Origin of the sequence: Streptomyces sp. NPDC058985, from assembly GCF_042740985.1 — a bacterium.
Classification (GTDB): Bacteria; Actinomycetota; Actinomycetes; order Streptomycetales; family Streptomycetaceae; genus Streptomyces.
Genome location: NZ_JBHYJX010000001.1, coordinates 121,598 through 144,738 on the forward strand (window position 1 = coordinate 121,598; position 23,141 = coordinate 144,738).

The following is a 23,141-nucleotide window of genomic DNA, read 5'->3' on the forward strand; positions in this document are numbered from 1 at the left end:
GCCTCACTCCCCGGCGGTCGTCGTGCCGGGTTCGGGTGCGGGTCTCCAGCTCGCGGTGACGGTGAGGTGGGCCGTGCCCGTGCCGCCCACGATCCCGAGCTTGAGGTCCTGACCCACCTGGACGCCGAAGGTGACGCTCAGTTCGGTGGGCGGGTCGGGGACGTCCGTGGCCGCGTCGTGGACCTCCTGGATGAGCGGCCCCAACGGGCTCAGCGCGCCGCGCAGCGCCCCGGTCGCGAACTGGGCGACGGAGCCCCTCTTGCGAGCCACCGGCACCGCCCGGCCCATGCCGTCCGGCAGGTCGTCGTCGTCCGGGACCGGCACCGTGCCGTCCGCGGGCGCCAGCAGGAACCGGACCGGCGTACCGTCGTCGAGTTCGAGGTCAGGTGAAGTGGACACCTTCATATTCTCGTCGGCGGGGCCCGGTTGGGCGGCGCCCTCGGCCAACTCGGTTACCCGATCGATGCATTGCGCACCGGATCAGTCACCGACCGACTCGAACCGCCACCGGTGCACCGCCCTCGTGACCAGGTCCCCGTCGGGTTCGGGCAGTTCCGGAAGTTCCGCGTCGTACGGGGCGTCCCACCAGGTGATGACCAGGACCCGGTCCTGCGGGGCGCGCAGGGTCTCGCGGCGGAGCGGGGTGCCGGCGAGCGGCTGGGCGCGGGTCCAGGCCAGCAGGTCCGCGCCCCGGCCGGGCACGGCCCGCGCCTCCCACATCAGGGCGACGGTCACGAGTACAGGTTCTCCTTGCCGACCTCGTGGACGTGGTCGTGCGCGTGGCCGTGGCCGTGGCCGGTCCCCGGCACGTGCGGGTCGGTCACCGGCAGCGACGAGTCCGCGGACAGGTCCCAGTCGGAGGCGGCCCGGCCCCGGGCGACCATCTCGGCGCCGAGGGCGGCCACCATGGCGCCGTTGTCCGTGCAGAGCTTGGGGCGCGGCACCCGCAGCCGGATGCCGGCCGCCTCGCAGCGCTCCTGGGCCAGCGCGCGCAGCCGGGAGTTGGCGGCGACGCCGCCGCCGATCATCAGGTGGTCGACGCCCTCGTCCTTGCAGGCGCGCACCGCCTTGCGGGTCAGCACGTCCACGACCGCCTCCTGGAAGGACGCCGACACGTCCCGCACCGGCACCTCCTCCCCCGCCGCCCGCTTCGCCTCGATCCAGCGGGCCACGGCCGTCTTCAGCCCGGAGAAGGAGAAGTCGTACGCCGGGTCGCGCGGACCGGTCAGCCCGCGCGGGAAGGCGATCGCGTCCGGGTCGCCCTCGCGCGCGTACCGGTCGATGACCGGGCCGCCGGGGAAGCCCAGGTTCAGCACCCGGGCGATCTTGTCGAAGGCCTCGCCGGCGGCGTCGTCGATGGTGGCGCCCATCGGGCGGACGTCGGAGGTGATGTCCGTCGAGAGCAGCAGCGAGGAGTGGCCGCCGGAGACCAGCAGCGCCATCGTCGGCTCGGGCAGCGCGCCGTGCTCCAGCTGGTCGACGCAGATGTGCGAGGCGAGGTGGTTGACGCCGTACAGGGGCTTGCCGAGGGCGTACGCGTACGCCTTGGCCGCCGAGACGCCGACCAGCAGGGCGCCGGCCAGGCCCGGACCGGCGGTGACGGCGATGCCGTCGAGGTCGCGGGCGCTGACCCCGGCCTCCTTGAGGGCGCGGTCGATGGTGGGGACCATCGCCTCCAGGTGGGCGCGGCTGGCCACTTCGGGGACGACGCCGCCGAAGCGGGCGTGCTCGTCGACGCTGGACGCGATGGCGTCGGCCAGCAGGGTGGTGCCGCGGACGACACCGACGCCGGTCTCGTCGCAGGAGGTCTCGATCCCGAGGACGAGCGGCTCGTCGCGTGAGTCAGCCATGGTGGTCGGTTCCTCGTTCGGTTCCCGGTACGGAGGTGGAAGGGTCGGTCAGGCGCATCACCAGGGCGTCCACGTTGCCCGGCTGGTAGTAGCCGCGCCTGAAGCCGATGGGCTCGAAGCCGAACCGCTCGTACAGCCGCTGGGCGCGGGTGTTGTCCACCCGGCACTCCAGCAGCACCTCGGTGCATTCGAAGGCGGTCGCGGCCCGCAGCAGCTCGGTCAGCAGCCGCGCGCCGAGGCCGGTCCCCCAGTGGTCGCGGGCGACGGCGATGGTCTGCACGTCGCCCTGCTCCCCGGAGGTGACGAGACCGGCGTAGCCGACGAGACGGCCGTCCTCCTCGGCGACCAGGTACCGCCGGGTCGCCCCGGGGCCGCGGGCGTGGGCCAGCTCGGACCAGAACATGCCCCGCGACCAGGCGTCCTCCGGGAACAGCTCCCGTTCCATGCGGAGCACGGCGTCGATGTCCCACCAGCGCATCTCGCGCAGCCCGGCGTCCACGGCCGGGGTCACGGGTTCGGTCGCTCCGGTCACTTGGGGGTGACCACCTTGTAGTTCTTGGGGACCTGGGCGTCGGGCCTGCGCAGGTACAGCGGCCGGGGCTCGGACAGCTTCTCGCCCGCGGCCAGCTTCTCGGCGGCCAGGCACGCGAGGGCGGCGGCGGACACGTGCTCGGGCTCGTGCGCCTTCGGGAAGGTGTCCGGGTAGAGCAGTGCGCCCGCGCCGACGGCCGGGACTCCGGCCACCTGCCCGGCGATGTCGGCGGGGCGGTCGACGGCCGGGTCGGTGAGGCGGGTGCGGGAGTCGGCGTAGCGCGCCCAGTAGACCTCCTTGCGGCGGGCGTCGGTCGCCACCACGAAGGGTCCTTGCAGGTCGGCGGCGTAGGCGAGGCCGTCCAGCGTGCACACGCCGTGCACGGGCACCCCGAGCGCGAGCCCGAATGTGTCCGCGGTCATCAGGCCGACGCGCAGCCCCGTGTACGGGCCGGGGCCGATGCCGGCGACGATCCCGGTGACGGCGTCGAGCCGCAGTCCGGCCTCGGCGAGCACCCGGTCGACGGCGGGCAGCAGCAGCTCGCCGTGCCGGCGTGCGTCCACCTGGCTCGACGAGGCGATGACGTCCGTACCGTCGTGCAGCGCGACGGTCACGGCGGGCGTGGCGGTATCCAGAGCGAGCAAGAGCACGCAAACAGCCTACGGCGCCGCGCGCCCCTCGGCGGACGCCCGGTCGGCGGCCCCCGCCTCTCCCCGTGTCGCACAGCGCGGTCACCACGTCACGTACTGCTACCGTCGCCCGGGAACGCAGGCACGACGTACGACGACGAGGTGGTCGCCCGTGGCAAGCAGCAGCGCCGGTTTCGTCACCGGCCTCACCGCGGCCGCCCTCGCGACCATCGGCTTCCTCGCCCACCAGGCGTCGGCCAACGTCCCGGCCGACCTCGGCCGGACCCGGGCCGACAGCACACCCGCCCCGGGCGCCTCCAAGGCACCGCGCGACCGCAGGCACCCCGAGGCACTGCCGACCGGATCCGGCCAGGGTGAACGGGTGGTGTACTCGGTGGACGACGACCGGGTGTGGCTGGTCGGCGCGGGCGGCGAGGTGCGGCGCACCTTCCGGGTCACGCCCAGCTCGGTCGATCCGGCGCCGGGCACCTACGCGGTCACCTCCAGGTCCAACCGGGTCACCGGGTCCGACGGCGTCCCGGTCGAGCACGTCGTGCGCTTCACCAGCACCGAGGGCGTGGTCATCGGGTTCAGCGCGGCGCTCGACGGCTCGACGGCGAAGCCCGATCCGGGCGAGCGCACCGGCGGCATCCGGGAGTCGCGCGCGGACGGCGACGCGATGTGGCGGTTCGCGACGATCGGGCAGCCGGTCGTCGTCGTTCCCTGAGTCGCCCCCTGGGTCGTTTCCTGAGTCGTTTCCTGAGGCGCTCCCCGAGTCGCTCCCCGAGGCGCGGAGCCTTGGGAGGTCAGGCGGCCTCGCGGTGCTCCCGGACGGGCCCGCGGGTCTCCGGCTCGGGTGCGCGCGGCGGCGTCGAGACCGCCGCGGCGGCGGCGCAGGACGCCAGCAGTTCACTCATGGGCACCCCGCCGAGCGCGGGCGGCTGCGGCCTGCGGCGGGTCTGCGGCTCGGTCTGGGACATGGACGCCTCCTGAAGGTCGGGGGCGGCGTGGTTAGGCATGCCTAACCACGAGCTGGGTACCATGTGACCACGCGCAAGACCCGGAACGCAATATTTTCCCGACGCCTTGTCGGAACATCCCGGCGGCGTCCGCCGCGGCGCCGACGGGTGCGGCGCTCAGCCGGCGAGCACGCTCATGTCGGCCTCGGCCCAGCGCGCGCCGACGCCGGTCACCGTCACGTGCCGCACCTCGTCCGTGGCGTCGCCGACGGCGCGGTGGATCCACAGCTGCAACCGGTCGTCGGTCAGCTCCTCGACCTTGCCCTCGCCCCACTCCACGACGATCACCGAGTCGGGCAGGGAGACGTCCAGGTCGAGGTCCTCCATGTCGTCCAGGCCGCCGGAGAGCCGGTAGGCGTCCACATGGACGAGCGGCGGGCCGTCACCGAGCGAGGGGTGCACGCGGGCGATCACGAAGGTCGGGGAGGTGACGGCGCCGCGCACCTCCAAGCCCTCACCGAGCCCCCGGGTCAGCGTCGTCTTGCCCGCGCCCAGCTCCCCGCTGAGCATCACCAGGTCACCGGCGCGCAGCAGCTTGGCGAGCCTGCGGCCCAGTTCCCGCATCTGCTCGGGGGAGGTGACGGTGATCTCGGTCTCGGGGGCGGGCCGGTCCGGCTCAGCCGGGCCCCGCGCTGCTGCTGGTGCTTCCATAGCCGTCCACGGTAGCCGCTGCCGGCACCGCGCCCGCGCGGGCGAGCAGGTCGGCCAGCCGGTCCGTGACCAGCTCCGGGTGCTCCAGCATCACCAGGTGCCCCGCGTCGGGGACCAGCACCAGCTCCGCGTCCGGCAGCAGTCCCGCGATCGCCTCGCTGTGCTCGCTGGGCGTCACCAGGTCGCGCACCCCGGCCAGCACCAGGACCGGCAGGCCGGCGAAGTGGGCGAGGGCCTCGGTCTTGTCGTGGTCGTTGAAGGCCGGGTAGTACTCGGCGACCACGTCGATCGGCGTCGACTCGATCATCCGCTCGGCGAACCGGGCCACGGCCGGGTCGACGTCCCGGGTGGCGAACGAGTACCGCTTGATGATCCCGGCGAACAGGTCCGCCGTCGCCCGCCGCCCCTTCTCCACCAGCTCGGCCCGCTGCCCCAGCGCCTTCAGCACGCCCGGCAGGACCCGCCGGACCGCGTTGACACCGGCCACCGGCAGCCCGAAGTTGACCTCGCCGAGGCGGCCGGAGGAGGTGCCGACCAGGGCGACGCCGACGACCCGCTCGCGGACCAGGTCGGGGAAGGCGTCGGCCAGGGCCATCACGGTCATGCCGCCCATGGAGTGCCCGACCAGCACGATCGGCCCCTCGGGCACGGCCGCGTCGATGACGGCCTTCAGGTCCCGGCCCAGCTCCTCGATGGTGACCGGGCGGCCGTCCCGCGCCTGGGCCACGCCCCGCGCGGACCGGCCGTGGCTGCGCTGGTCCCAGTGCACGGTGCGGACGACGCCCCTCAGAGCGGCCCGCTGGAAGTGCCAGGAGTCCTGGTTGAGGCAGTAGCCGTGGCTGAAGACAACGGTCACCGGAGCGGGCTCCTTGCGGCCGAACAGCCGCCGTCTGCGCCGGGTGAGCGCGGACTCCGCCGCCGGTTCGACGTCGTCGACCTCGTAGTACAGCTCGGTGCCGTCGCCGGCGTACGCCTTGCCGGGGTTGCCGCGCAGTCCGCCGTACGGTCCCGCCGAGTCCAGGGCGAGCCGGGCCTTCTGGCGCATCCCGCGGCCGACCGTCAGCCGCTCTATCGCCACGCCGGCCGCCGCACCCGCCGCGACCACGCCTATGGCGACGCCGGCGATGCCGGTCGCCCGGCGCCAGCCGCCGGCGGCGGCCTCGGTGGCCGCTTCCGTGGCGGAGGCGACGGCCGACGCGACGGCCTCCGCGTTGCTCTCGCTCACGTACACCGCTCCTCTTCGCCGGGCCGCTGTGCGGATACCCACTACTGGTTGCCGATTCACCTGAACGCGCGTCACGCCGTGCGCGGGGCGGCGCGTCCTCCCCTACGGACGGGTCACTCGTTCAAGTAGACGCGCGGCACGCGGGATCCGATCCGGGTGACGATCTCGTACCCGATGGTGCCCGCCGCCTGCGCCCAGTCCTCGGCGGTGGGCTCGCCTCGGTCGCCGGGCCCGAACAGCACTGCCTCGGCGCCCGGTTCCGGCCGGTCGCCGCCGAGGTCGACGACGAACTGGTCCATCGCGATCCGCCCCGCGACGGTGCGCCACTTGCCGTCGACCAGGACGGGGCCGGTGGAGGAGGCGTGGCGCGGGATGCCGTCCGCGTAGCCGAGGGGGACGAGGCCGAGGGTGGTGTCGCCGGGGGTCGTGTAGTGGTGCCCGTAGCTGACGCCGTGGCCGCCGGGGACCTGCTTGACCAGGGCCAGCGCGGCGGTCAGCGTCATCACGGGCCGCAGTCCGAGGTCGGCGGGGGTGCCGATCTCGGGGCTGGGCGAGACGCCGTACATCGCGATGCCGGGCCGCACCAGGTCGAAGTGGGCCTCGGGGAGGGTGAGCGTGGCCGGCGAGTTGGCGATGTGCCGCACGTCGGGGCGTACGCCCTGCCGCTCGGCGTACGCGGTCATCTCCCGGAAGAGGGTGAGCTGGGCGGCGATGGAGGGGTGCCCGGGCTCGTCGGCGCAGGCGAAGTGCGACCAGAGCCCGGTGACCCGGAGCAGGCCCTCGGCCTCGGCGCGCAGGGCCTGCCGGACCAGTTCCGCCCAGTCCGCACCCGGCTGGCAACCGCCCCGGCCGAGCCCGGTGTCGGCCTTGAGCTGCACGAGCGCGGTGCGCCCGGCGAGCCGTGCCGCCGCGGTGACCTCCGTCAGGGCCCACAGGGCGCTGACGGAGACGTCGAGACCGGCTTCCACGGCCTCCCGCCAGGGGCCGCCCGGCGTCCACAGCCAGCACATGATCCGTACGTCGTCCGGCAGTCCGGCCTCCGCGCGCAGCGCGAGCGCCTCCTGCGGGGTGGCCGTGCCCACCCAGGTCGCACCCGCCTCGACGGCCGCGCGGGCGCAGGGTGCCGCGCCGTGGCCGTATCCGTCGGCCTTGACGACGGCCATGAGAGCGGCCCCGGGGGCGCGTTCGCGCAGGGCGCGGACGTTGGCCCGCAGGGCGGCCAGGTCGATCTCGGCCCGGGCCCGCAGTACCGCGTCCCGCCGAGCAGCTGTCTCACTCATCGTGCCCACAGTCTCTCAGAGCCCCCGGCCGTCGCCGTGTGCCCGGCGTCACCGCCGGGCGGCGGCCGGCAGTGGTTAGGGTGCCCGGCATGAGCATCATCGGGGTCGGGATCGACGTGGCCGAGATCGAGCGGTTCGGGACGTCGCTGGAGCGCACTCCGGCCATGGCGGAGCGGCTCTTCCTGGAGAGCGAGCTGCGGCTGCCGAGCGGGGAGCGCCGGGGCGTCGCCTCGCTCGCCGCCCGCTTCGCGGCGAAGGAGGCACTGGCCAAGGCGCTGGGCGCACCGGCCGGCCTGCTCTGGACCGACGCCGAGGTGTACGTCGAGGACAGCGGCCGGCCGCGGCTGCGGGTGACGGGGACGGTGGCGGCACGGGCGGCGGAGCTGGGGGTGGCGTCGTGGCACGTGTCGCTCAGCCATGACGCGGGGGTGGCCTCGGCGGTGGTGATCGCGGAGGGGTAGCGCCCGCCTTTCTCCACGGGTACTCGGGGGCCGCCGCCGGTGCACTCTCCACGGGCGCTCCAGGGCCGCTCCCAGGGCCGTTCTCCACAGGTGCGCCGGCACCGCCCCGGGGGCGGTGCTCCACGGGCCCTCAAAGCCGCCCCCGGGGACACCTCTTCACCGGCGGTCAAGGGCCGCCCCCGGTCGGCTTCTCCAAGGGTCCCCGGGTCCCGCCGCCCCCGGTCGGCCGGACCCGGATGTGCATGCGCTCGCCCTGGGCGCCGTACAGGGCGATCCACTCGACCGGCCGGTCCCCCGCGTTGGCGATGCCGTGCGGGACGCGGGTGTCGAACTCCGCGGTCTCGCCGGCCGTCAGGACCAGGTCGTGGTCGCCGAGGGCGAGGAGCAGGCGGCCGGAGAGGACGTAGAGCCACTCGTGGCCCTCGTGGGACCCCTGTTCTGGGCGCGGGGCGCCCGGGGTCCGCGGGACGGGCGGGGCGGGGAGGATCTGCTTGTACGCGTGCAGCCCGTCGTTCGGGTTCCGGGTGAGCGGGACCCAGGTCTGGCCGTGCCGGGTGAAGGGCCGGGGGTGGACGCGGGGGTCGCCGGTGCTGGAGCCGACCAGTTCGTCCAGGGGCAGGCGGTGAGCCCTGGCCAGCGGCAGCAGGTGCCGCAGTCCGGGCTCCCGGCGCCCCGACTCCAGCCGGGACAGCGTGCTCACGGAGACGCCGGTGGCCGCGGCGAGCTGCGCCAGGGTGAGCCCGCGGGCCTGCCGGATCGCCCGCAGGCGGGTCCCCAGCGAGGTCATGACCTGTGCCGTCTCCTCGTCGCCCATGGGACAACTGTCCCGCATCGCGGGCGGCGGGCTCGTGCGTGTTCCGGGTGTACGGGGAAGACTCGACGGCATGCGGACTGCGTACAGCGTGGAGACGGTCAGGACGGCGGAACGCCAGGAGATGGCACGGCTGCCGGAGGGGGCGTTGATGCAACGGGCCGCCGCCGGGCTCGCCGCCGCCTGCGCCGAGGTGCTCGGGCGGGTGGCGGGCCGGGTCTACGGCAGCCGGGTGGTGCTGCTGGTCGGCAGCGGGGACAACGGCGGTGACGCCCTGTACGCCGGGGCGCGGCTGGCCCGGCGGGGGGCGGGGGTGACGGCGGTGCTGCTGGCGCCGGACCGCGCGCACGGACCGGGGCTGGCCGCGTTGCGCCGGGCGGGTGGCCGGGCGGTGGCGGTCGGGCCGCAGACCGGTGCCGGGTCGGCCGTGGAGCTGGTCACGCGGGCCGACCTGGTCGTCGACGGGATCGTCGGGATCGGCGGCAAGGGCGGGTTGCGGCAGGAGGCGGTGCCGCTCGCGGACGCGGCCGCGCGGTCCCGGGCCGCAGTCGTCGCCGTCGACCTGCCGAGCGGGGTCGACGCGGACACCGGGGAGGTGCGGGGGGCCGCGGTCCGCGCCGACCTGACGGTCACCTTCGGGGCGCACAAGCCGGGGCTGCTGGTCGATCCGGCGCGGGAGTACGCCGGTTCGGTGCGGCTGGTGGACATCGGGCTGCCGCTGCCGGGTGAGGCGGCCGAGCTGGAGGCCCTGCAGCACGCGGACGTGGCCCGGCTGCTGCCGGTGCCGGGCGCGGAGAGCGACAAGTACCGGCGGGGGGTCGTGGGGGTCGCCGCCGGGTCGGACCGTTATCCGGGCGCGGCGGTGCTCGCCGTCGCGGGTGCGCTGCGGGGCGGGGCCGGGGCGGTGCGGTACGTCGGTCCGGCGGGGGACGCGGTGATCGCCCGCTTCCCGGAGACGCTCGTGTCCGAACGGGGCCCGAAGCGGGCGGGGCGGGTGCAGGCGTGGGTGGTCGGACCGGGGGCCGGTGACGACGCGGGGACGGTGGCCGAGGTGCTGGCGGCCGAAGTGCCGGTGCTGATCGACGCGGACGGGCTGCGGCTGGCCGACGCGGACGCGGTGCGGGCACGCACGGCGGCGACGCTGATGACACCGCACGCCGGGGAGGCGGCCGCCCTGCTCGGGGTGGGCCGGGAGGAGGTCGAGGGGGCGCGGCTGGCCTCGGCGCGGGAACTGGCGGCGCGGTACGGGGCGACGGTGCTGCTGAAGGGCTCGACGACGGTGGTGGCGGGGGCGGACGGAGGGCCGGTCCGGGTCAACCCGACGGGCACGTCGTGGCTCGCGACGGCCGGGAGCGGGGACGTGCTCTCCGGGCTCGCGGGCTCCCTGCTGGCAGCGGGGCTGTCGGCCCTGGACGCGGGCAGCACGGCCGCCTACCTGCACGGTCTGGCAGGGCGCTTCGCGGCCGACGGCGCCCCGGCCGGGGCGCACGACGTGGCGGGGGCGATTCCGCGGGCTTGGCGGGATGTGCGGGAGGGCTGAGCAGGGGGAAGGCTGAGCAGGAGGGAAGGGCTGAGCGGGGGGAAGGCTGAGCAGGAGGGAAGGGCTGAGCGGGGGGCTGCGCCGCGACGCCCCGCGTAGGGTGGCCGCATGCCCCCCGGTCAGGACCCCGTGCCCACGGACCTCGGCTCGCTGCCCAAGGTCGAGTTCGCCTTCCCCGGCCCCCTGCGCGACCAGCTCGTCGCGGCGGTCCTGGACGGATCGAAGACCTCCACGACCGGCCTGCTCCTCGACTACGAGCACGAGGACGAGCCGCTGCCGCGGGCCGGTGACCGCGGGGTGGTCGTCGACTCGCACGAGCGCCCGGTGGCCGTCGTCGAGGTGACCGAGGTACGCGTGGTCCCGCTCGGCGAGGTGGATCTCGCCCACGCGGCGGACGAGGGCGAGGGGTACACCAGCGTGGCCGAGTGGCGGGCGGGCCACGAGGAGTTCTGGCACGGCGAGGAGATGCGCGCGGCCCTGGACGACCCGGAGTTCACCGTGGACGACACGACGCCGGCGGTGCTCGAACGCTTCCGGGTCGTCAGCGTGCTGCCCGCCCCCGCCCGCTGAGGCGCCGCTCCGTCACTCGACCGTCACCGACTTCGCCAGGTTCCGCGGCTGGTCCACCTCGTTGCCCCGGGCCGTCGCCAGCTCGCACGCGAAGACCTGCAACGGCACCGTCGCCACCAGCGGCTGGAGCAGGGTCGGCGTGGCCGGGACGCGGACCAGGTGGTCGGCGTACGGGACGACCGCCTCGTCGCCCTCCTCGGCGATCACGATGGTGCGGGCGCCCCGGGCCCTGATCTCCTGGATGTTCGACACGATCTTGTCGTGCAGGACGGAGCGGCCGCGTGGCGAGGGCACGACCACGACGACCGGCAGGTCCTCCTCGATCAGCGCGATCGGCCCGTGCTTCAGCTCCCCCGCCGCGAAGCCCTCGGCGTGCATGTACGCCAACTCCTTGAGCTTCAGCGCGCCTTCGAGGGCGACCGGGTGCCCGACGTGCCGGCCCAGGAACAGCACCGTGTTCTTGTGGGCGAGGGAGCGCGCCAGCTCGCGCACGGGCTCCATGGTCTCCAGCACCCGTTCGACCGCGCCGGAGATCCGCGCGAGGTCGCGGACGACGTCGCGGATCTCGTCGCCGTACTTGGTGCCCCGCACCTGCCCGAGGTAGAGGGCGACCAGGTAGCAGGCGACCAGCTGGGTGAGGAACGCCTTGGTGGAGGCGACGGCGACCTCGGGTCCCGCGTGCGTGTAGAGCACCGCGTCGGACTCTCGCGGGATGGTGGAGCCGTTGGTGTTGCAGATGGCCAGCACCTTGGCGCCCTGCTCGCGGGCGTGGCGCAGGGCCATGAGGGTGTCCATGGTCTCGCCGGACTGGGAGATCGCGACGACCAGCGTCTGCTGGTCGAGGATCGGGTCGCGGTAGCGGAACTCGCTGGCCAGCTCCACCTCGCAGGGGACCCGCGTCCAGTGCTCGATGGCGTACTTGGCGATCAGCCCGGCGTGGAAGGCCGTACCGCAGGCGACGATGACGACCTTGCCGACCTCGCGCAGCACCCCCGGCGGGATGCGCACCTCGTCCAGGCTCAGCGTGCCGGACCCGTCGATGCGGCCCAGCAGGGTGTCGGCGACCGCCTGGGGCTGCTCGGCGATCTCCTTGAGCATGAAGGAGGCGTAGCCGGCCTTCTCGGCGGCCGAGGCGTCCCAGTCGACGTGGTACGAGCGGACCTCGGCGGGGCTGCCGTCGAAGCCGGTGACCGTCACACCGTCCCGGCGCACTTCGACGACCTGGTCCTGCCCCAGCTCGAGGGCGTCCCGGGTGTGCGCGATGAAGGCCGCCACGTCCGAGGCGAGGAAGGCCTCGCCCTCCCCCACTCCCACCACCAGCGGCGAGTTGCGGCGGGCGCCGACGACCACGTCCGGCGCGTCCGCGTGCACCGCGACCAGGGTGAACGCGCCCTCCAGCCGCCGGCACACCAGCCGCATCGCCTCGGCGAGGTCGGCGCAGGCGGAGAACTCCTCGGCGAGCAGGTGGGCGACGACCTCGGTGTCGGTCTCGGAGGGCAGTTCGTGGCCGCGCTCGGCCAGCTCGGCCCGCAGGGCCGCGAAGTTCTCGATGATGCCGTTGTGCACCACGGCCACCCGGCCCGCGTTGTCGAGGTGCGGGTGGGCGTTGGTGTCGGTGGGGCCGCCGTGGGTGGCCCAGCGGGTGTGGCCGATGCCGGTCACGGCGGACGGCAGCGGGTGTTCGGACAGTTCCTTGTCGAGGTTGACGAGCTTGCCGGCCCGCTTCGCGGTGGCGAGGCCGCCGTCCGCGAGCACGGCCACGCCCGCCGAGTCGTATCCCCGGTACTCGAGCCGCTTCAGTCCGGCCATCACGACATCGAGCGCCGACTGCGACCCCACGTATCCCACGATTCCGCACATGCCCGGCAGCCTACGATCAGATTCGATCGCGAACCGGCCTTGTCGTGCCCGAAATCGGAAATTCCCACCGGGGTACGAACGCCCCGGCGGCCCGGATTCAGCCCAGCTTGGCGAGCTGCGCGTCGCTGATCTCCGTGGGGAACGGGAAGTCCTTGCCGGTGCCGGCGGAGGCCAGGTTGAGGACGGTGAAGGTGGCCACGGTGGAGCCCTTGCGGGTGACGGACACCTTGACCGGGAACTCGTCGCCGTCCTCCCCGACCATCGTCATCGTCATGGCGACGGACTCGTCCGCCCCGCCGGCCGGCTCTCCCTGCACCACCTTGGCGATCTTGGCCGGTTCACCCATTGCGGTGAAGGTGAAGCCGCCGGCGCATGTGTCGGCCGCCTCCTTCACGTCCTTCAGCACCGCCTCGGCACCGCCGTCGTCGTAGGTCGCCAGCGTCACCAGCGCCTTGTCCAGGTCGAACGCGTCACCGATGGCCTCCTCGGTGCCCGCGTCGCCGGACGGCTTCTTCGGACCCTCGGTCCAGCTCCGCTTGACGGCCGCCGCCGGCTCTCCCAGGGGGACGCCGGTCTCGGCGAAGGCGAGCGGCTCGCACTCCGCCTTGTCGCCCTTCACCTTGTCCTTGGCCACGTCGTCCGCCGCCGACACCTTGGTGACCTTGCCGTTCTTGACGTCCGCCTGCGCCAGGGCCGCCTTCTCCAGCTCGGCCGCGGTGAGCGCCGGGGCCGCGGCACTCGCGCCGCCGCCCTTGCCGTCGCCGGCCGCCTTGCCGCCGTCCCCCTCGCCCTTGCCGTCGTCGGAAGAGCCGCAGGCGGTGACGAGCAGGGCCAGGGCGGCGGCGGAGGCCGCGAGGGCGGTGCGGCGGATGACGGTCAGTGTCACGTCGGGGCTCTTTCTTCCAAAGGGCGAAGACTCCACAGCCTCCGCACAAACGTGCGAGAACTGTAGACACAGCGAACTCACAGATGATCAGGACGGCGCCATCCGGTACCCGACCGTGACGCCCACGTGATCTTGGCTGTGGCAGCCCCGCGCGGGCGTGACACAGCCCACCTGCCACCCGGTTCGAACTCCGTTAACAATGGACTGTGATCTCTCCGGTCCCCTCGATACCGCGGAGCGCCCACCGGCACCGGCCGGAGGCGACTCCCTACGTCGACCTCACCCGCCCCGAGTGGAGCGCGCTGCGCGAGAAGACGCCGCTGCCGCTGACCGCCGAGGAGGTGGAGAAGCTGCGCGGCCTCGGCGACGTCATCGACCTCGACGAGGTGCGGGACATCTACCTCCCGCTGTCCCGGCTCCTCAACCTCTACGTCGGCGCCACCGACGGCCTGCGCGGCGCCCTCAACACCTTCCTCGGCGCGCAGGGTTCCCAGTCCGGCACCCCGTTCGTCATAGGGGTCGCCGGATCGGTCGCGGTCGGCAAGTCCACCGTCGCCCGCCTGCTCCAGGCGCTGCTGTCCCGCTGGCCCGAGCACCCGCGTGTGGAACTGGTCACGACCGACGGCTTCCTGCTGCCGACACGGGAGCTGGAGCAACGCGGCCTGATGTCCCGCAAGGGCTTCCCCGAGTCGTACGACCGCCGCGCCCTGACCCGCTTCGTCGCCGACATCAAGGCGGGCAAGGCGGAGGTCACGGCACCCGTGTACTCCCACCTCATCTACGACATCGTCCCGGACCAGAAGCTCGTCGTCCGCCGCCCCGACATCCTGATCGTCGAGGGCCTCAACGTGCTCCAGCCCGCGCTGCCCGGCAAGGACGGCCGCACCAGGGTCGGGCTCGCCGACTACTTCGACTTCAGCGTGTACGTCGACGCCCGCGCTGAGGACATCGAGCGCTGGTACCTCAGCCGCTTCCGGAAGCTGCGCGAGACCGCCTTCCAGAACCCGTCCTCGTACTTCCGCAAGTACACCCAGGTGTCGGAGGAGGAGGCCCTCGACTACGCCCGCACCACCTGGCGCACCATCAACAAGCCCAACCTGGTGGAGAACGTGGCCCCCACGCGGGGCCGGGCCACCCTCGTCCTGCGCAAGGGCCCCGACCACAAGGTGCAGCGCCTCAGTCTGCGCAAGCTGTGACGCGGGACGGGGGCGACGGTAGAAATACCGGATGCTGCATCTGCGCCTGATCACCCCGGCCGACCGGACCGACGAGGTGGTCCGCCTGATCGACCGTACCGTCGGCACCACTCATCTCGTCGTCCTGCCGGGTGTCGCCCGCGAGCCCGAGGGGGACGTCGTCATGTGCGACGTAGCGCGCGAGGCGGGTGACGAACTCATCGGCGACCTGCGGGCGTTGGGCATCGACACGGACGGCTCCATCGCCGCGGAGAACATCGACCTGTGCCTCTCCGAGCGGGCCGACAAGGCCGAGAAGGAAGCCCCGGGCGAGCCGGCCGACGCGGTGCTGTGGGAGCAGTTGGAGGAGGCGACGCACGAGGAGTCGACCCTCTCCGTCACCTACGTCGCCTTCATCACGCTGGCCACGATGATCGCGGCCTGCGGTGTGGTGCTGGACAACGCGATCCTGATCGTGGGCGCGATGGCGGTCGGCCCCGAGTTCGGCCCCCTCGCGGGGATCTGCACGGCCATCGTCCAGCGGGCCCCGCGGCTGGCCCTGCGCTCACTGACCGCCCTGCTGGTGGGCTTCGCGGTGGCGATGACGGTGACGGTGGGCTTCAGCTGGATGATGGACGCGTTCAACCTGTTCAGCGTGGCCGGGCTGGAGGGCGACCGCCCCAACACCGAGTTCGTCTACGCCCCCGACTGGTTCTCCTTCGTGGTGGCGCTCCTGGCCGGGGCCGCGGGGACGCTCTCCCTGACATCCTCCAAGTCGGGCGCCCTGGTGGGCGTCGCCATCTCGGTGACGACGGTCCCGGCGGCCGCGAACGCGGCCGTGGCCTTCTTCTACGAAGACGGCTACCAGGCCCGGCACTCGAGCGAGCAGCTCCTGCTCAACCTGGCCGCCATCATCCTGGCCGGCACCCTGACCCTGCTCACCCAGAAGGCCCTGTGGGCAACCCAGCGACGCCGGTCAGGGAAGCCCACCTAGGGGCGCGGGGAACTGCGCGACAAGCCACGACGAACCCGCGGCCCGCGACGGACAGAACCCCCACCCCGGACCCGGCCCCGCGAACTACCCCAACGCGGACTTGACGGAATCCGCCAGCCGCCCGGCAACAGACCGAGCCTGCTCGATGTCCGCCGCCTCGACCATGACCCGCACCAACGGCTCGGTCCCCGAGGACCGCAACAGCACCCGCCCGGTACTACCCAGCTCCCGCTCGGCCTCGGAAACCGCCGTGGCCAGCTCCGCAGAGGTCGTCACCCGCGACTTGTCCACGTCCGGCACATTGATCAGCACCTGCGGCAGCCGCTCCATGACCCCCGCGAGGTCCCGCAGCGTACGCCCCGTCTGCGCGACCCGCGCCGCCAGCATCAGCCCGGTCAGCGTGCCGTCACCGGTGGTGGCGTGGTCGAGGATGATGACGTGCCCGGACTGCTCGCCGCCGAGGGCGTAGCCGTGCTCCTTCATCTCCTCCAGGACGTACCGGTCACCGACGCCGGTCTGCACGAACCGGATGCCCTCGCGCTCCATGGCGAGCTTGAAGCCCAGGTTGGACATGACCGTCGCGACGACCGTGTCCGAGCGCAGCGCCTCCCGCTCCCGCATGGCCAGCGCGAGCACGGCGAGGATCTGGTCGCCGTCCACCTCCGCGCCGGTGTGGTCCACGGCCAGGCAGCGGTCGGCGTCACCGTCGTGGGCGATGCCGAGGTGCGCGCCGTGCTCGACGACGGCGGCCTTGAGCAGGTCGAGGTGGGTGGAGCCGCAGCCGTCGTTGATGTTGAGGCCGTCGGGCACCGCGCCGATGGTGACCAGTTCGGCACCGGCCCGCGCGAACGCCTCCGGCGAGACCCGGGAGGCCGCGCCGTGCGCCTCGTCGAGGACGATCTTCAGACCGTCGAGCCGGTTCGGGAGGACGCCGACGAGGTGCGCGACGTACTGGTCGAGCCCTTCGTCGTAGTCCCGCACCCGGCCCACGCCGGCGCCGGTCGGGCGGTCCCAGGGGGCACCGGTGCGGTGCTCGGCGTAGACGGACTCGATCCGGTCCTCCAGCTCGTCGGCGAGCTTGTGGCCGCCGCGGGCGAAGAACTTGATGCCGTTGTCGGGCATGGCGTTGTGGCTGGCGGACAGCATCACGCCGAGGTCGGCGCCGAGCGCGCCGGTGAGGTGGGCCACCGCGGGCGTCGGCAGCACCCCGACCCGGAGCACGTCCACGCCGGCGCTGGCCAGACCCGCGACGACGGCGGCTTCCAGGAACTCGCCGGAGGCGCGCGGATCCCGGCCGACCACCGCGGTCGCCCGGTGTCCGGCGAAGGTGCCCGCCTCGGCCAGTACGTGCGCCGCGGCCACGGAGAGTCCGAGCGCCAGCTCGGCCGTCAGATCCGCGTTGGCGACGCCGCGCACGCCGTCCGTGCCGAAGAGTCGTCCCACTTGTCCTCCTGAGGAAACGTCAATTCCGTACACAAGCATTTCAGCTTCTGAACGCTTGAACGTCTTGTGCCGTTATACGCCCAACGACGGGGATAAACGAACGCCCCGGCAGCACAGTGGCGTGCCGCCGGGGCGTTCGGAGTACAGCCGGTGCGACTTAGCGCTTGCTGTACTGCGGAGCCTTGCGGGCCTTCTTCAGACCGGCCTTCTTGCGCTCGACCGCACGGTCGTCGCGCTTGAGGAAGCCGGCCTTCTTGAGCGGACCGCGGTTGTTGTCGACGTCGGCCTCGTTCAGGGCGCGGGCGACACCGAGACGGAGCGCGCCGGCCTGGCCGGAGACACCGCCACCGGCGATGCGGGCGACGACGTCGTAACGGTCGTCCAGCTCGAGCACCTTGAAGGGCTCGTTGACCTCCTGCTGGTGCACCTTGTTGGGGAAGTAGTCCTCAAGGGTGCGGCCGTTGATCTTCCACTTGCCGGTGCCCGGGACGATCCGGACGCGGGCGATGGCGTTCTTGCGACGGCCCAGGCCGGCGGCCGGCTGGGGCTCGCCGAAGGCGGAGGCCATGGACTCCGAGGTGTACTCACCCTCGACGGGGACCTCGGACTCGGTGGTGTAGCTGTCGATGTCGATCTCTTCGAGCGGCTGCTCGGCAGTGGTCTCGGCCACGATGCTCCTCAGATTCTCTTCAGTCTTAGGGGGTGGCCGGAACTACTGCGCGACCTGGGTGATCTCGAACGGCTGCGGCTGCTGCGCGCCGTGCGGGTGCTGGTCACCCTTGTAGACCTTCAGCTTCGAGAGCATCTGACGGCCCAGGGAGTTCTTGGGGAGCATGCCCTTGACGGCCTTCTCCACCGCCTTCTCCGGGTTCTTGTCCAGGAGCTCGTCGTAGCGCACGGAGCGCAGACCGCCCGGGTAGCCGGAGTGGCGGTACGCCATCTTCTGGGTCCGCTTGTTGCCGGAGAGGTGCACCTTGTCGGCGTTGATGATGATGACGAAGTCACCGGTGTCGACGTGGGGCGCGTAGATCGGCTTGTGCTTGCCGCGCAGGATGGAGGCCGCAGTGGTGGCCAGACGACCCAGGACGACGTCCTGAGCGTCGATGACGTGCCACTGGCGCGTCACATCGCCGGGCTTGGGGCTGTACGTACGCACGGTTCGTAGCCTTCGCTTCTTCAGTGAGTGGTCCTGACATGGTCACCGAAGACGATCACGACAGCCCTGACCGCACCGCGGTGACGCATACCGCGTGCTGGTCGCTGGTCATCGGTCCCGGTGGACCGGTGTAAGGGCCCCTCACGTGAGAATGAGCAAGCCAATACACATACGACTGTGCAGAATACCCGGGCGGCCACGGCCGGGTCAAAACGGGGTCGCCGGGGCCCGCGCGGGCTCCGGCGACCGCCCGGACGGCACCTGGCCGCCGGCGTCGGGCGCACCGGCCCGGCTCTGCCGCGCCACCGTCACCGCGAGCACGCACAGGGTGAACGCGTCCCGGAAGGCCCGGCGCCGCTCCGAATCCAGCCAAGGCCAGGTCAGCCCCGGTACCTGAGGCACCAGGGAGATCCAGAACCACACCCCGCGGGCCACCGATCCACCGTACGGCAGCCCGGCGAGCAGCAGCGGCACGGCGACCAGGAGGTAGTGGTCGTAGGACGGCCGGGAGACGAGGAACGCCGAGAGCATCAGTCCGGCGCCGGTCTCCGCGAGCCGCAGCGGCCCGGGGTCCCCGCGGCGCCAGCGCCGGTACGCGCAGAGCACCCCGGCGCAGGCCGCCGCCACCGCGAGCCCCTGCGCGAGCCCCTGCGGCACCCCCAGCCGGGGCAGCACGGCCGCCGGGGAGGCCTCGTAGAGCCGCACGAAGCCGTCGTCGCCGCGCAGCAGGAAAGGCAGGGTGCGGGTGAAGAAGCCGGCCGGGTCGGGCATCGCCAGCGCCGCCGCGCCGGAGGCCAGCGTGGGCACCAGGACGGCCGCCGCCAGTGCCCGCCACCGCCCGGCGAACAGGAAGAGCAGCAGGACGGGCGCGAGCAGCGGCTTGAGCGCGACCGCCGCGCCGACGACCGCGCCCGCCGCCGTCCACCGGCCCCGGCTCGCCAGCAGCAGGGACAGCGGGAGCGCCACGGTCGCCGTCACCGTCCAGTTGCCGAGCAGCACCAGGTGCCCGAACGGCGCGAAGCCCACCGCGAGCCCGGTCAGCCCGAGGACCGCGAGCCTGCTGCCGAGCGGCACGCGGTGCAGCCGCAGCGCACAGGCCCAGGCCAGCGCCAGCAGGACGGTCACCGCGCCCGGGACCAGCACCCGCAGCACGGCCCCGGGCAGCAGCGCCTGCGGGACGGCGGCGAGGACCGCGCTCGGAAAATAGAGGAAGTGCGGATCGTCGTACGGGGAGCCGCCGTCCAGCCAGGTGCGGGCGGCCCGCACGACGATCGCGTTGTCCATCCCGCCGTCCGAGGTCACACGTGCCGCGTGTGCCGCGCAGGCCGCCAGCACGGTCACGAGAACCGCCCACAGGTGTCCTCCCGCAGGCCGCACCAACCACCCGGAGATGTCGCTTTTGCCCGTCCGCATGCACGGAACGCTAGGCGCTGCGGGCCCCGGGGACGCGCACCAGCACGCCGCTCGGCCCGTCTAAGATGCGCCCCATGAGCTTTGGGCAGGGGGGACCTCAGTCACAGTGGGATCCCTGGACACCGCAGTCGCAGCAGCAGCAACAGCAGCCCTGGAACAGTGGTGAAAGCGACAACACCCCGGACTGGGCGGCCCTCGCCGAGGCCTCCGAGGCCCGTGCCAAGCGCCGCCGGCTGTTCCTCATCGGCGGGGGCGCGCTGGCCACGGTGGCGATAGCCAGTGCCGTCGCCGTCGCCGTGGTCTCGGCGAACGGCTCCGGCCAGGCCTCCGACAGCCCGTCCTCGCAGCTCCCCGGGACGGCCGACATCCCGAGCGCGACGGCCACCGCCCCCTCCTTCGCGCCGACCAGCGCCCCGCCGCCGCTGGACCCGAAGGACTTCGTCTCCAGCGCCAAGAAGGACAAGGCCCCGCTCAGCCCGGACCTGCTCTTCCCCGGCACTCAGCTGACCATGGGCGAGACGGTCTACAAGAAGGGCCCGACGGCCGACACCCGCACCTGCGGCTCCGCCGCCCAGGGCAGCCTGCCGAAGGTCCTGAACGACAACGACTGCACCCGCCTGATCCGCGTCACGTACACCCAGGGCGGCACCGCCGTGACGGTCGGCGTGGCCGTCTTCGACACCGAGGCGCAGGCCGCCAAGGCCAAGAAGCAGGCCGACAAGAAGAGCATCGTGCGCTCGCTGTCCGGCGGCGGGGTCAAGTCCTTCTGCACCGGCGCGGTCTGCCGCTCCACCACCAACTCCTACGGCCGCTACGCCTACTTCACCGTCGCGGGCTCCACCAGCGGCAAGGACGTCACGGAGAAGTCCACGGAGGTGTTCCGGGCCGGCGACGACCTCGCCGAGTTCGCCTTCCGGCAGATCCGCGGGCGCGGCGAGGCCCAGGCGTCGGCGGCGGCGGAGGGCTGATCAGCAGCAGCCGGCGCCGGGCAGGGACCGCTTGTTGCGGGCCTCCTTGTTCCGCGCGGCGAGCAGCTCGTCCGCCGGGTAGCCGACCTCCTCCAGCGTCAGCCCGTGCGGCCGTACGACGTGCACGGCCGAGTCGCGGACCCCGGCGGCCAGCACCTTCGCCGGCCAGTCGGGCGTCCGGTGGCCGTCGCCGACGAACAGCAGGGCCCCGATGAGGGAGCGCACCATGTTGTGGCAGAAGGCGTCGGCCCGCACGGTGGCGGTGATGATCCCGTCCTCCCCGCGCACCAGGCTCAGCTCCTGCAGCGTCCGGATGGTGGTGGCCCCCTCCCGCCTCTTGCAGTAGGCGGCGAAGTCGTGCTCGCCCAGCAGTCCGCGGGCGGCCTCGTTCATGGCGTCCACGTCGAGCGGCCAGTCGTGCCACAGGACGTGGCCGCGCAGCAGCGGGTCGACGCCGCCCGGATTGTCGGTGACCCGGTAGGCGTAGCGCCGCCACACCGCGGAGAACCGGGCGTTGAAGCCGCTGGGCGCCTCACGCAGGGCCCAGACCCGCACGTCCCTCGGCAGCCGCCCCGCGAGCCGCTTGAGCAGCTTCCCGTGGTGCTCGGCCCACACCTCGCGCGGCAGGTCGACATGAGCCACCTGGCCCCGGGCGTGCACCCCGGCGTCGGTGCGGCCCGCTACGGTCAGCTCGTACGTCTCCCGGGACCGCGTCACGGTCCGCAGCGCGTCCTCGATCTCCCCCTGCACGGTCCGCCGCCCACCGGCCTGCTTGGCCCACCCGGAGAACTCGCTCCCGTCGTAGGAGAGATCCAACCGCACCCGGACGTACCCGGCCTCAACTTCGTCACTCACCCAGAGATCCTCTCAGGTACACAAAAAAGCGGGCCCGCCCCTCGAAAGGAACGGACCCGCGGCAGAACGCTTACGCGTCCTTCGACTCCTCGGCGGCGTCGTCGGCCTTGGTCGTGTCGACCTTGGTCTCGGCGGCCTCGGTGGTCTCGGCGTCCTTGGCGGCACGCTTGGTGGCGGCCTCGGCCTCGCCGGTCGCCTCCTGCGCCACGGTCAGTGCCTCGACCAGCTCGATGACGGCCATGGGCGCGTTGTCGCCACGGCGGTTACCGATCTTGGTGATGCGCGTGTAACCACCGGGGCGGTTCTCGTAGCGCGGGCCGATCTCGGTGAAGAGCGTGTGGACGACGCTCTTGTCCGTGATCACCTGGAGCACCTGACGGCGGTTGTGAAGGTCGCCCTTCTTCGCCTTGGTGACCAGACGCTCGGCGTACGGGCGCAGGCGGCGGGCCTTCGCCTCGGTGGTCGTGATCTTGCCGTGCTCGAAGAGCGACTTCGCGAGGTTCGCGAGGAGCAGCTTCTCGTGCGCGGCGCTGCCGCCCAGACGGGCACCCTTGGTGGGCTTCGGCATGGTGTTTCTCCTAGGTGTCTGCCCCGGCCGTATCAGGTACCGAGGTCAGTATCCGAGCAGGCGGCCGCCTGTCGGAGATCCGGACAGGGCCCCTAAGGGGCCCGTCCGGAAGGGGCGCGGGGAACTGCGCGACCAGCCACAGCGCACCCGCACCCGAGTACGGACCGAAAGGCCCGAGCTCTTAGTACTGCTCGGTCTCCACGAAACCGGCATCCGCGTCGTCGTCGGCGCCGAAGGCGTCCGCGGCGGCGGTCGGGTCGAATCCGGGAGGCGAGTCCTTCAGCGCAAGCCCCATACCCGCGAGCTTGGCCTTGACCTCGTCGATGGACTTCGCACCGAAGTTGCGGATGTCCAGGAGGTCGGCCTCGGAGCGAGCCACGAGCTCACCCACGGAGTGGATGCCCTCGCGCTTGAGGCAGTTGTACGACCGAACGGTGAGCTCCAGCTCCTCGATCGGCAGCGCCAGATCGGCGGCGAGCGCGGCGTCCGTCGGGGACGGACCCATGTCGATGCCCTCGGCGTCGATGTTCAGCTCGCGGGCGAGACCGAACAGCTCGACCAGGGTCTTGCCGGCCGACGCCATGGCGTCACGCGGACGCATGGCCTGCTTGGTCTCGACGTCGACGATCAGCTTGTCGAAGTCGGTGCGCTGCTCGACACGCGTGGCCTCGACCTTGTACGTGACCTTGAGAACCGGCGAGTAGATCGAGTCGACCGGGATGCGCCCGATCTCCTGACCGACCTGCTTGTTCTGCACGGCGGAGACGTAGCCGCGACCGCGCTCGACGGTCAGCTCCATCTCCAGCTTGCCCTTGCCGTTGAGCGTGGCGAGGACGAGGTCGGGGTTGTGCACCTCGACACCGGCCGGGGGCGCGATGTCGGCGGCGGTGACCAGACCCGGGCCCTGCTTGCGCAGGTACATCACAACGGGCTCGTCGTGCTCGGACGACACGACCAGCTGCTTGATGTTGAGGATCAGGTCGGTGACGTCCTCCTTGACGCCCGGCACGGTGGTGAACTCGTGCAGGACACCGTCGATCCGGATGCTGGTGACAGCAGCGCCGGGGATCGAGGAGAGGAGCGTACGACGCAGGGAGTTGCCGAGGGTGTAGCCGAAGCCCGGCTCCAGCGGCTCGATGACGAACCGGGAGCGGAACTCGTCGACGACCTCTTCGGTCAACGAGGGACGCTGAGCGATCAGCATGTGGTGATCCTTCAGTCAGGGGCGCCCGCTATTTGACGCCCGACCAGTACT

At 72.8% G+C, this 23,141-nt stretch carries 26 protein-coding genes; 7 read left to right on the forward strand and 19 right to left on the reverse strand.

Annotation, left to right across the window (positions count from 1 at the left end; translation table 11 throughout):
• Nucleotides 1-3: 3 nt before the first annotated feature.
• The 5 genes from ACFW01_RS00495 to tsaB form a co-directional block, all read right to left on the reverse strand.
• Nucleotides 4-399, reverse strand: a complete 396-nt coding sequence (locus ACFW01_RS00495) for a CU044_2847 family protein (RefSeq protein ID WP_384501889.1) — start codon at nt 397-399, stop codon at nt 4-6.
• Between the two features lie 81 nt (nt 400-480).
• Complete coding sequence (locus tag ACFW01_RS00500; protein ID WP_161327674.1) at nt 481-735, reverse strand: hypothetical protein; 255 nt, start codon at nt 733-735, stop codon at nt 481-483.
• Nucleotides 732-1,850, reverse strand: a complete 1,119-nt coding sequence (gene tsaD / locus ACFW01_RS00505; RefSeq protein WP_384501891.1) for a tRNA (adenosine(37)-N6)-threonylcarbamoyltransferase complex transferase subunit TsaD — start codon at nt 1,848-1,850, stop codon at nt 732-734. Before tsaD ends, ACFW01_RS00500 begins: the two co-directional genes overlap by 4 nt.
• The gene (gene rimI, locus ACFW01_RS00510) at nt 1,843-2,328 is read right to left on the reverse strand and encodes a ribosomal protein S18-alanine N-acetyltransferase (protein WP_234955448.1); all 486 of its coding nucleotides are present in this window, start codon (nt 2,326-2,328) and stop codon (nt 1,843-1,845) included. The genes tsaD and rimI overlap by 8 nt, the downstream gene beginning before the upstream one ends.
• Before the next feature lie 50 nt (nt 2,329-2,378).
• Complete coding sequence (gene tsaB, locus ACFW01_RS00515) at nt 2,379-3,032, reverse strand: tRNA (adenosine(37)-N6)-threonylcarbamoyltransferase complex dimerization subunit type 1 TsaB (RefSeq protein WP_234955349.1); 654 nt, start codon at nt 3,030-3,032, stop codon at nt 2,379-2,381.
• Nucleotides 3,033-3,183: 151 nt separating this feature from the next.
• Between tsaB and ACFW01_RS00520 the strand changes: the two genes are divergently transcribed.
• Nucleotides 3,184-3,738 carry a hypothetical protein gene (locus ACFW01_RS00520; RefSeq protein ID WP_234955350.1) on the forward strand — a complete coding sequence of 185 codons (555 nt, stop codon included), beginning with the start codon at nt 3,184-3,186 and terminating at the stop codon, nt 3,736-3,738.
• A 79-nt stretch (nt 3,739-3,817) separates the two neighbouring features.
• On the opposite strand, the gene ACFW01_RS00525 is transcribed toward ACFW01_RS00520, so the two are convergent.
• The 4 genes from ACFW01_RS00525 to alr all read right to left on the reverse strand — a co-directional run bounded on the left by ACFW01_RS00525 (nt 3,818) and on the right by alr (nt 7,186).
• Nucleotides 3,818-3,991 carry a hypothetical protein gene (locus ACFW01_RS00525; protein WP_234955351.1) on the reverse strand — a complete coding sequence of 58 codons (174 nt, stop codon included), beginning with the start codon at nt 3,989-3,991 and terminating at the stop codon, nt 3,818-3,820.
• A gap of 156 nt (nt 3,992-4,147) precedes the next feature.
• On the reverse strand, nt 4,148-4,681 hold the full coding sequence (gene tsaE / locus ACFW01_RS00530; protein WP_384501894.1) for a tRNA (adenosine(37)-N6)-threonylcarbamoyltransferase complex ATPase subunit type 1 TsaE: 534 nt from the start codon (nt 4,679-4,681) through the stop codon (nt 4,148-4,150).
• Complete coding sequence (locus tag ACFW01_RS00535) at nt 4,647-5,906, reverse strand: alpha/beta fold hydrolase (protein ID WP_234955355.1); 1,260 nt, start codon at nt 5,904-5,906, stop codon at nt 4,647-4,649. The genes tsaE and ACFW01_RS00535 overlap by 35 nt, the downstream gene beginning before the upstream one ends.
• Before the next feature lie 113 nt (nt 5,907-6,019).
• Nucleotides 6,020-7,186, reverse strand: a complete 1,167-nt coding sequence (alr, locus tag ACFW01_RS00540) for an alanine racemase (protein WP_234955357.1) — start codon at nt 7,184-7,186, stop codon at nt 6,020-6,022.
• A gap of 89 nt (nt 7,187-7,275) precedes the next feature.
• Here alr and ACFW01_RS00545 point away from each other — a divergent pair, with 89 nt between their 5' ends.
• Nucleotides 7,276-7,647, forward strand: coding sequence for a holo-ACP synthase (locus tag ACFW01_RS00545; protein WP_234955359.1), 372 nt, complete (start codon nt 7,276-7,278; stop codon nt 7,645-7,647).
• A 166-nt stretch (nt 7,648-7,813) separates the two neighbouring features.
• Here ACFW01_RS00545 and ACFW01_RS00550 read toward each other — a convergent pair whose 3' ends face one another.
• Complete coding sequence (locus ACFW01_RS00550) at nt 7,814-8,461, reverse strand: XRE family transcriptional regulator (protein WP_234955361.1); 648 nt, start codon at nt 8,459-8,461, stop codon at nt 7,814-7,816.
• A 70-nt stretch (nt 8,462-8,531) separates the two neighbouring features.
• Here ACFW01_RS00550 and ACFW01_RS00555 point away from each other — a divergent pair, with 70 nt between their 5' ends.
• The gene (locus tag ACFW01_RS00555) at nt 8,532-9,998 is read left to right on the forward strand and encodes an NAD(P)H-hydrate dehydratase (RefSeq protein WP_234955363.1); all 1,467 of its coding nucleotides are present in this window, start codon (nt 8,532-8,534) and stop codon (nt 9,996-9,998) included.
• Between the two features lie 108 nt (nt 9,999-10,106).
• On the forward strand, nt 10,107-10,568 hold the full coding sequence (locus ACFW01_RS00560) for an ASCH domain-containing protein (RefSeq protein ID WP_234955364.1): 462 nt from the start codon (nt 10,107-10,109) through the stop codon (nt 10,566-10,568).
• 12 nt (nt 10,569-10,580) lie between these two features.
• Here the strand turns inward: ACFW01_RS00560 and glmS are convergent, their stop codons facing one another.
• Both glmS and ACFW01_RS00570 read right to left on the reverse strand, forming a co-directional pair.
• Nucleotides 10,581-12,428, reverse strand: coding sequence for a glutamine--fructose-6-phosphate transaminase (isomerizing) (gene glmS, locus ACFW01_RS00565; protein ID WP_234955366.1), 1,848 nt, complete (start codon nt 12,426-12,428; stop codon nt 10,581-10,583).
• A 97-nt stretch (nt 12,429-12,525) separates the two neighbouring features.
• The gene (locus ACFW01_RS00570) at nt 12,526-13,314 is read right to left on the reverse strand and encodes a hypothetical protein (RefSeq protein ID WP_384501899.1); all 789 of its coding nucleotides are present in this window, start codon (nt 13,312-13,314) and stop codon (nt 12,526-12,528) included.
• A gap of 206 nt (nt 13,315-13,520) precedes the next feature.
• Between ACFW01_RS00570 and coaA the strand changes: the two genes are divergently transcribed.
• Complete coding sequence (gene coaA / locus ACFW01_RS00575) at nt 13,521-14,510, forward strand: type I pantothenate kinase (protein ID WP_234955370.1); 990 nt, start codon at nt 13,521-13,523, stop codon at nt 14,508-14,510.
• A gap of 31 nt (nt 14,511-14,541) precedes the next feature.
• Nucleotides 14,542-15,483: a DUF389 domain-containing protein gene (locus ACFW01_RS00580; RefSeq protein WP_234955372.1), complete on the forward strand. Its 942-nt coding sequence runs from the start codon at nt 14,542-14,544 to the stop codon at nt 15,481-15,483.
• An 84-nt stretch (nt 15,484-15,567) separates the two neighbouring features.
• Here the strand turns inward: ACFW01_RS00580 and glmM are convergent, their stop codons facing one another.
• The 4 genes from glmM to ACFW01_RS00600 form a co-directional block, all read right to left on the reverse strand.
• Entirely contained in the window at nt 15,568-16,926 is a 1,359-nt protein-coding gene (gene glmM, locus ACFW01_RS00585; protein ID WP_234955374.1) for a phosphoglucosamine mutase, read from the reverse strand.
• A 157-nt stretch (nt 16,927-17,083) separates the two neighbouring features.
• Nucleotides 17,084-17,596, reverse strand: coding sequence for a 30S ribosomal protein S9 (rpsI, locus tag ACFW01_RS00590; RefSeq protein ID WP_073725049.1), 513 nt, complete (start codon nt 17,594-17,596; stop codon nt 17,084-17,086).
• Between the two features lie 42 nt (nt 17,597-17,638).
• Entirely contained in the window at nt 17,639-18,082 is a 444-nt protein-coding gene (rplM, locus tag ACFW01_RS00595; RefSeq protein ID WP_122615770.1) for a 50S ribosomal protein L13, read from the reverse strand.
• A gap of 207 nt (nt 18,083-18,289) precedes the next feature.
• Nucleotides 18,290-19,495: a glycosyltransferase 87 family protein gene (locus ACFW01_RS00600; protein WP_384501902.1), complete on the reverse strand. Its 1,206-nt coding sequence runs from the start codon at nt 19,493-19,495 to the stop codon at nt 18,290-18,292.
• 74 nt (nt 19,496-19,569) lie between these two features.
• On the opposite strand from ACFW01_RS00600, the gene ACFW01_RS00605 reads away from it, so the two are divergent.
• The gene (locus ACFW01_RS00605; RefSeq protein ID WP_384501904.1) at nt 19,570-20,463 is read left to right on the forward strand and encodes a hypothetical protein; all 894 of its coding nucleotides are present in this window, start codon (nt 19,570-19,572) and stop codon (nt 20,461-20,463) included.
• On the opposite strand, the gene truA is transcribed toward ACFW01_RS00605, so the two are convergent.
• The 3 genes from truA to ACFW01_RS00620 form a co-directional block, all read right to left on the reverse strand.
• The gene (gene truA / locus ACFW01_RS00610; RefSeq protein WP_384501906.1) at nt 20,464-21,318 is read right to left on the reverse strand and encodes a tRNA pseudouridine(38-40) synthase TruA; all 855 of its coding nucleotides are present in this window, start codon (nt 21,316-21,318) and stop codon (nt 20,464-20,466) included.
• Nucleotides 21,319-21,388: 70 nt separating this feature from the next.
• Entirely contained in the window at nt 21,389-21,886 is a 498-nt protein-coding gene (gene rplQ / locus ACFW01_RS00615) for a 50S ribosomal protein L17 (protein WP_384501908.1), read from the reverse strand.
• A 181-nt stretch (nt 21,887-22,067) separates the two neighbouring features.
• Nucleotides 22,068-23,090 carry a DNA-directed RNA polymerase subunit alpha gene (locus ACFW01_RS00620; RefSeq protein ID WP_003966937.1) on the reverse strand — a complete coding sequence of 341 codons (1,023 nt, stop codon included), beginning with the start codon at nt 23,088-23,090 and terminating at the stop codon, nt 22,068-22,070.
• Nucleotides 23,091-23,141 lie beyond the last annotated feature (51 nt).

Coding starts and splice junctions, on each gene's coding strand:
- ACFW01_RS00605 (WP_384501904.1), top strand. CDS start 19,570: ATGAGCTTTGGGCAGGGGGGACCTCAGTCACAGTGGGATCCCTGGACA.
- ACFW01_RS00560 (WP_234955364.1), top strand. CDS start 10,107: ATGCCCCCCGGTCAGGACCCCGTGCCCACGGACCTCGGCTCGCTGCCC.
- ACFW01_RS00550 (WP_234955361.1), bottom strand. CDS start 8,461: ATGGGCGACGAGGAGACGGCACAGGTCATGACCTCGCTGGGGACCCGC.
- ACFW01_RS00620 (WP_003966937.1), bottom strand. CDS start 23,090: ATGCTGATCGCTCAGCGTCCCTCGTTGACCGAAGAGGTCGTCGACGAG.
- alr (WP_234955357.1), bottom strand. CDS start 7,186: ATGAGTGAGACAGCTGCTCGGCGGGACGCGGTACTGCGGGCCCGGGCC.
- rimI (WP_234955448.1), bottom strand. CDS start 2,328: ATGCGCTGGTGGGACATCGACGCCGTGCTCCGCATGGAACGGGAGCTG.
- tsaD (WP_384501891.1), bottom strand. CDS start 1,850: ATGGCTGACTCACGCGACGAGCCGCTCGTCCTCGGGATCGAGACCTCC.
- rplQ (WP_384501908.1), bottom strand. CDS start 21,886: ATGCCGAAGCCCACCAAGGGTGCCCGTCTGGGCGGCAGCGCCGCGCAC.
- ACFW01_RS00555 (WP_234955363.1), top strand. CDS start 8,532: ATGCGGACTGCGTACAGCGTGGAGACGGTCAGGACGGCGGAACGCCAG.
- ACFW01_RS00525 (WP_234955351.1), bottom strand. CDS start 3,991: ATGTCCCAGACCGAGCCGCAGACCCGCCGCAGGCCGCAGCCGCCCGCG.
- glmS (WP_234955366.1), bottom strand. CDS start 12,428: ATGTGCGGAATCGTGGGATACGTGGGGTCGCAGTCGGCGCTCGATGTC.
- tsaE (WP_384501894.1), bottom strand. CDS start 4,681: ATGGAAGCACCAGCAGCAGCGCGGGGCCCGGCTGAGCCGGACCGGCCC.
- ACFW01_RS00580 (WP_234955372.1), top strand. CDS start 14,542: ATGCTGCATCTGCGCCTGATCACCCCGGCCGACCGGACCGACGAGGTG.
- ACFW01_RS00545 (WP_234955359.1), top strand. CDS start 7,276: ATGAGCATCATCGGGGTCGGGATCGACGTGGCCGAGATCGAGCGGTTC.
- ACFW01_RS00600 (WP_384501902.1), bottom strand. CDS start 19,495: ATGCGGACGGGCAAAAGCGACATCTCCGGGTGGTTGGTGCGGCCTGCG.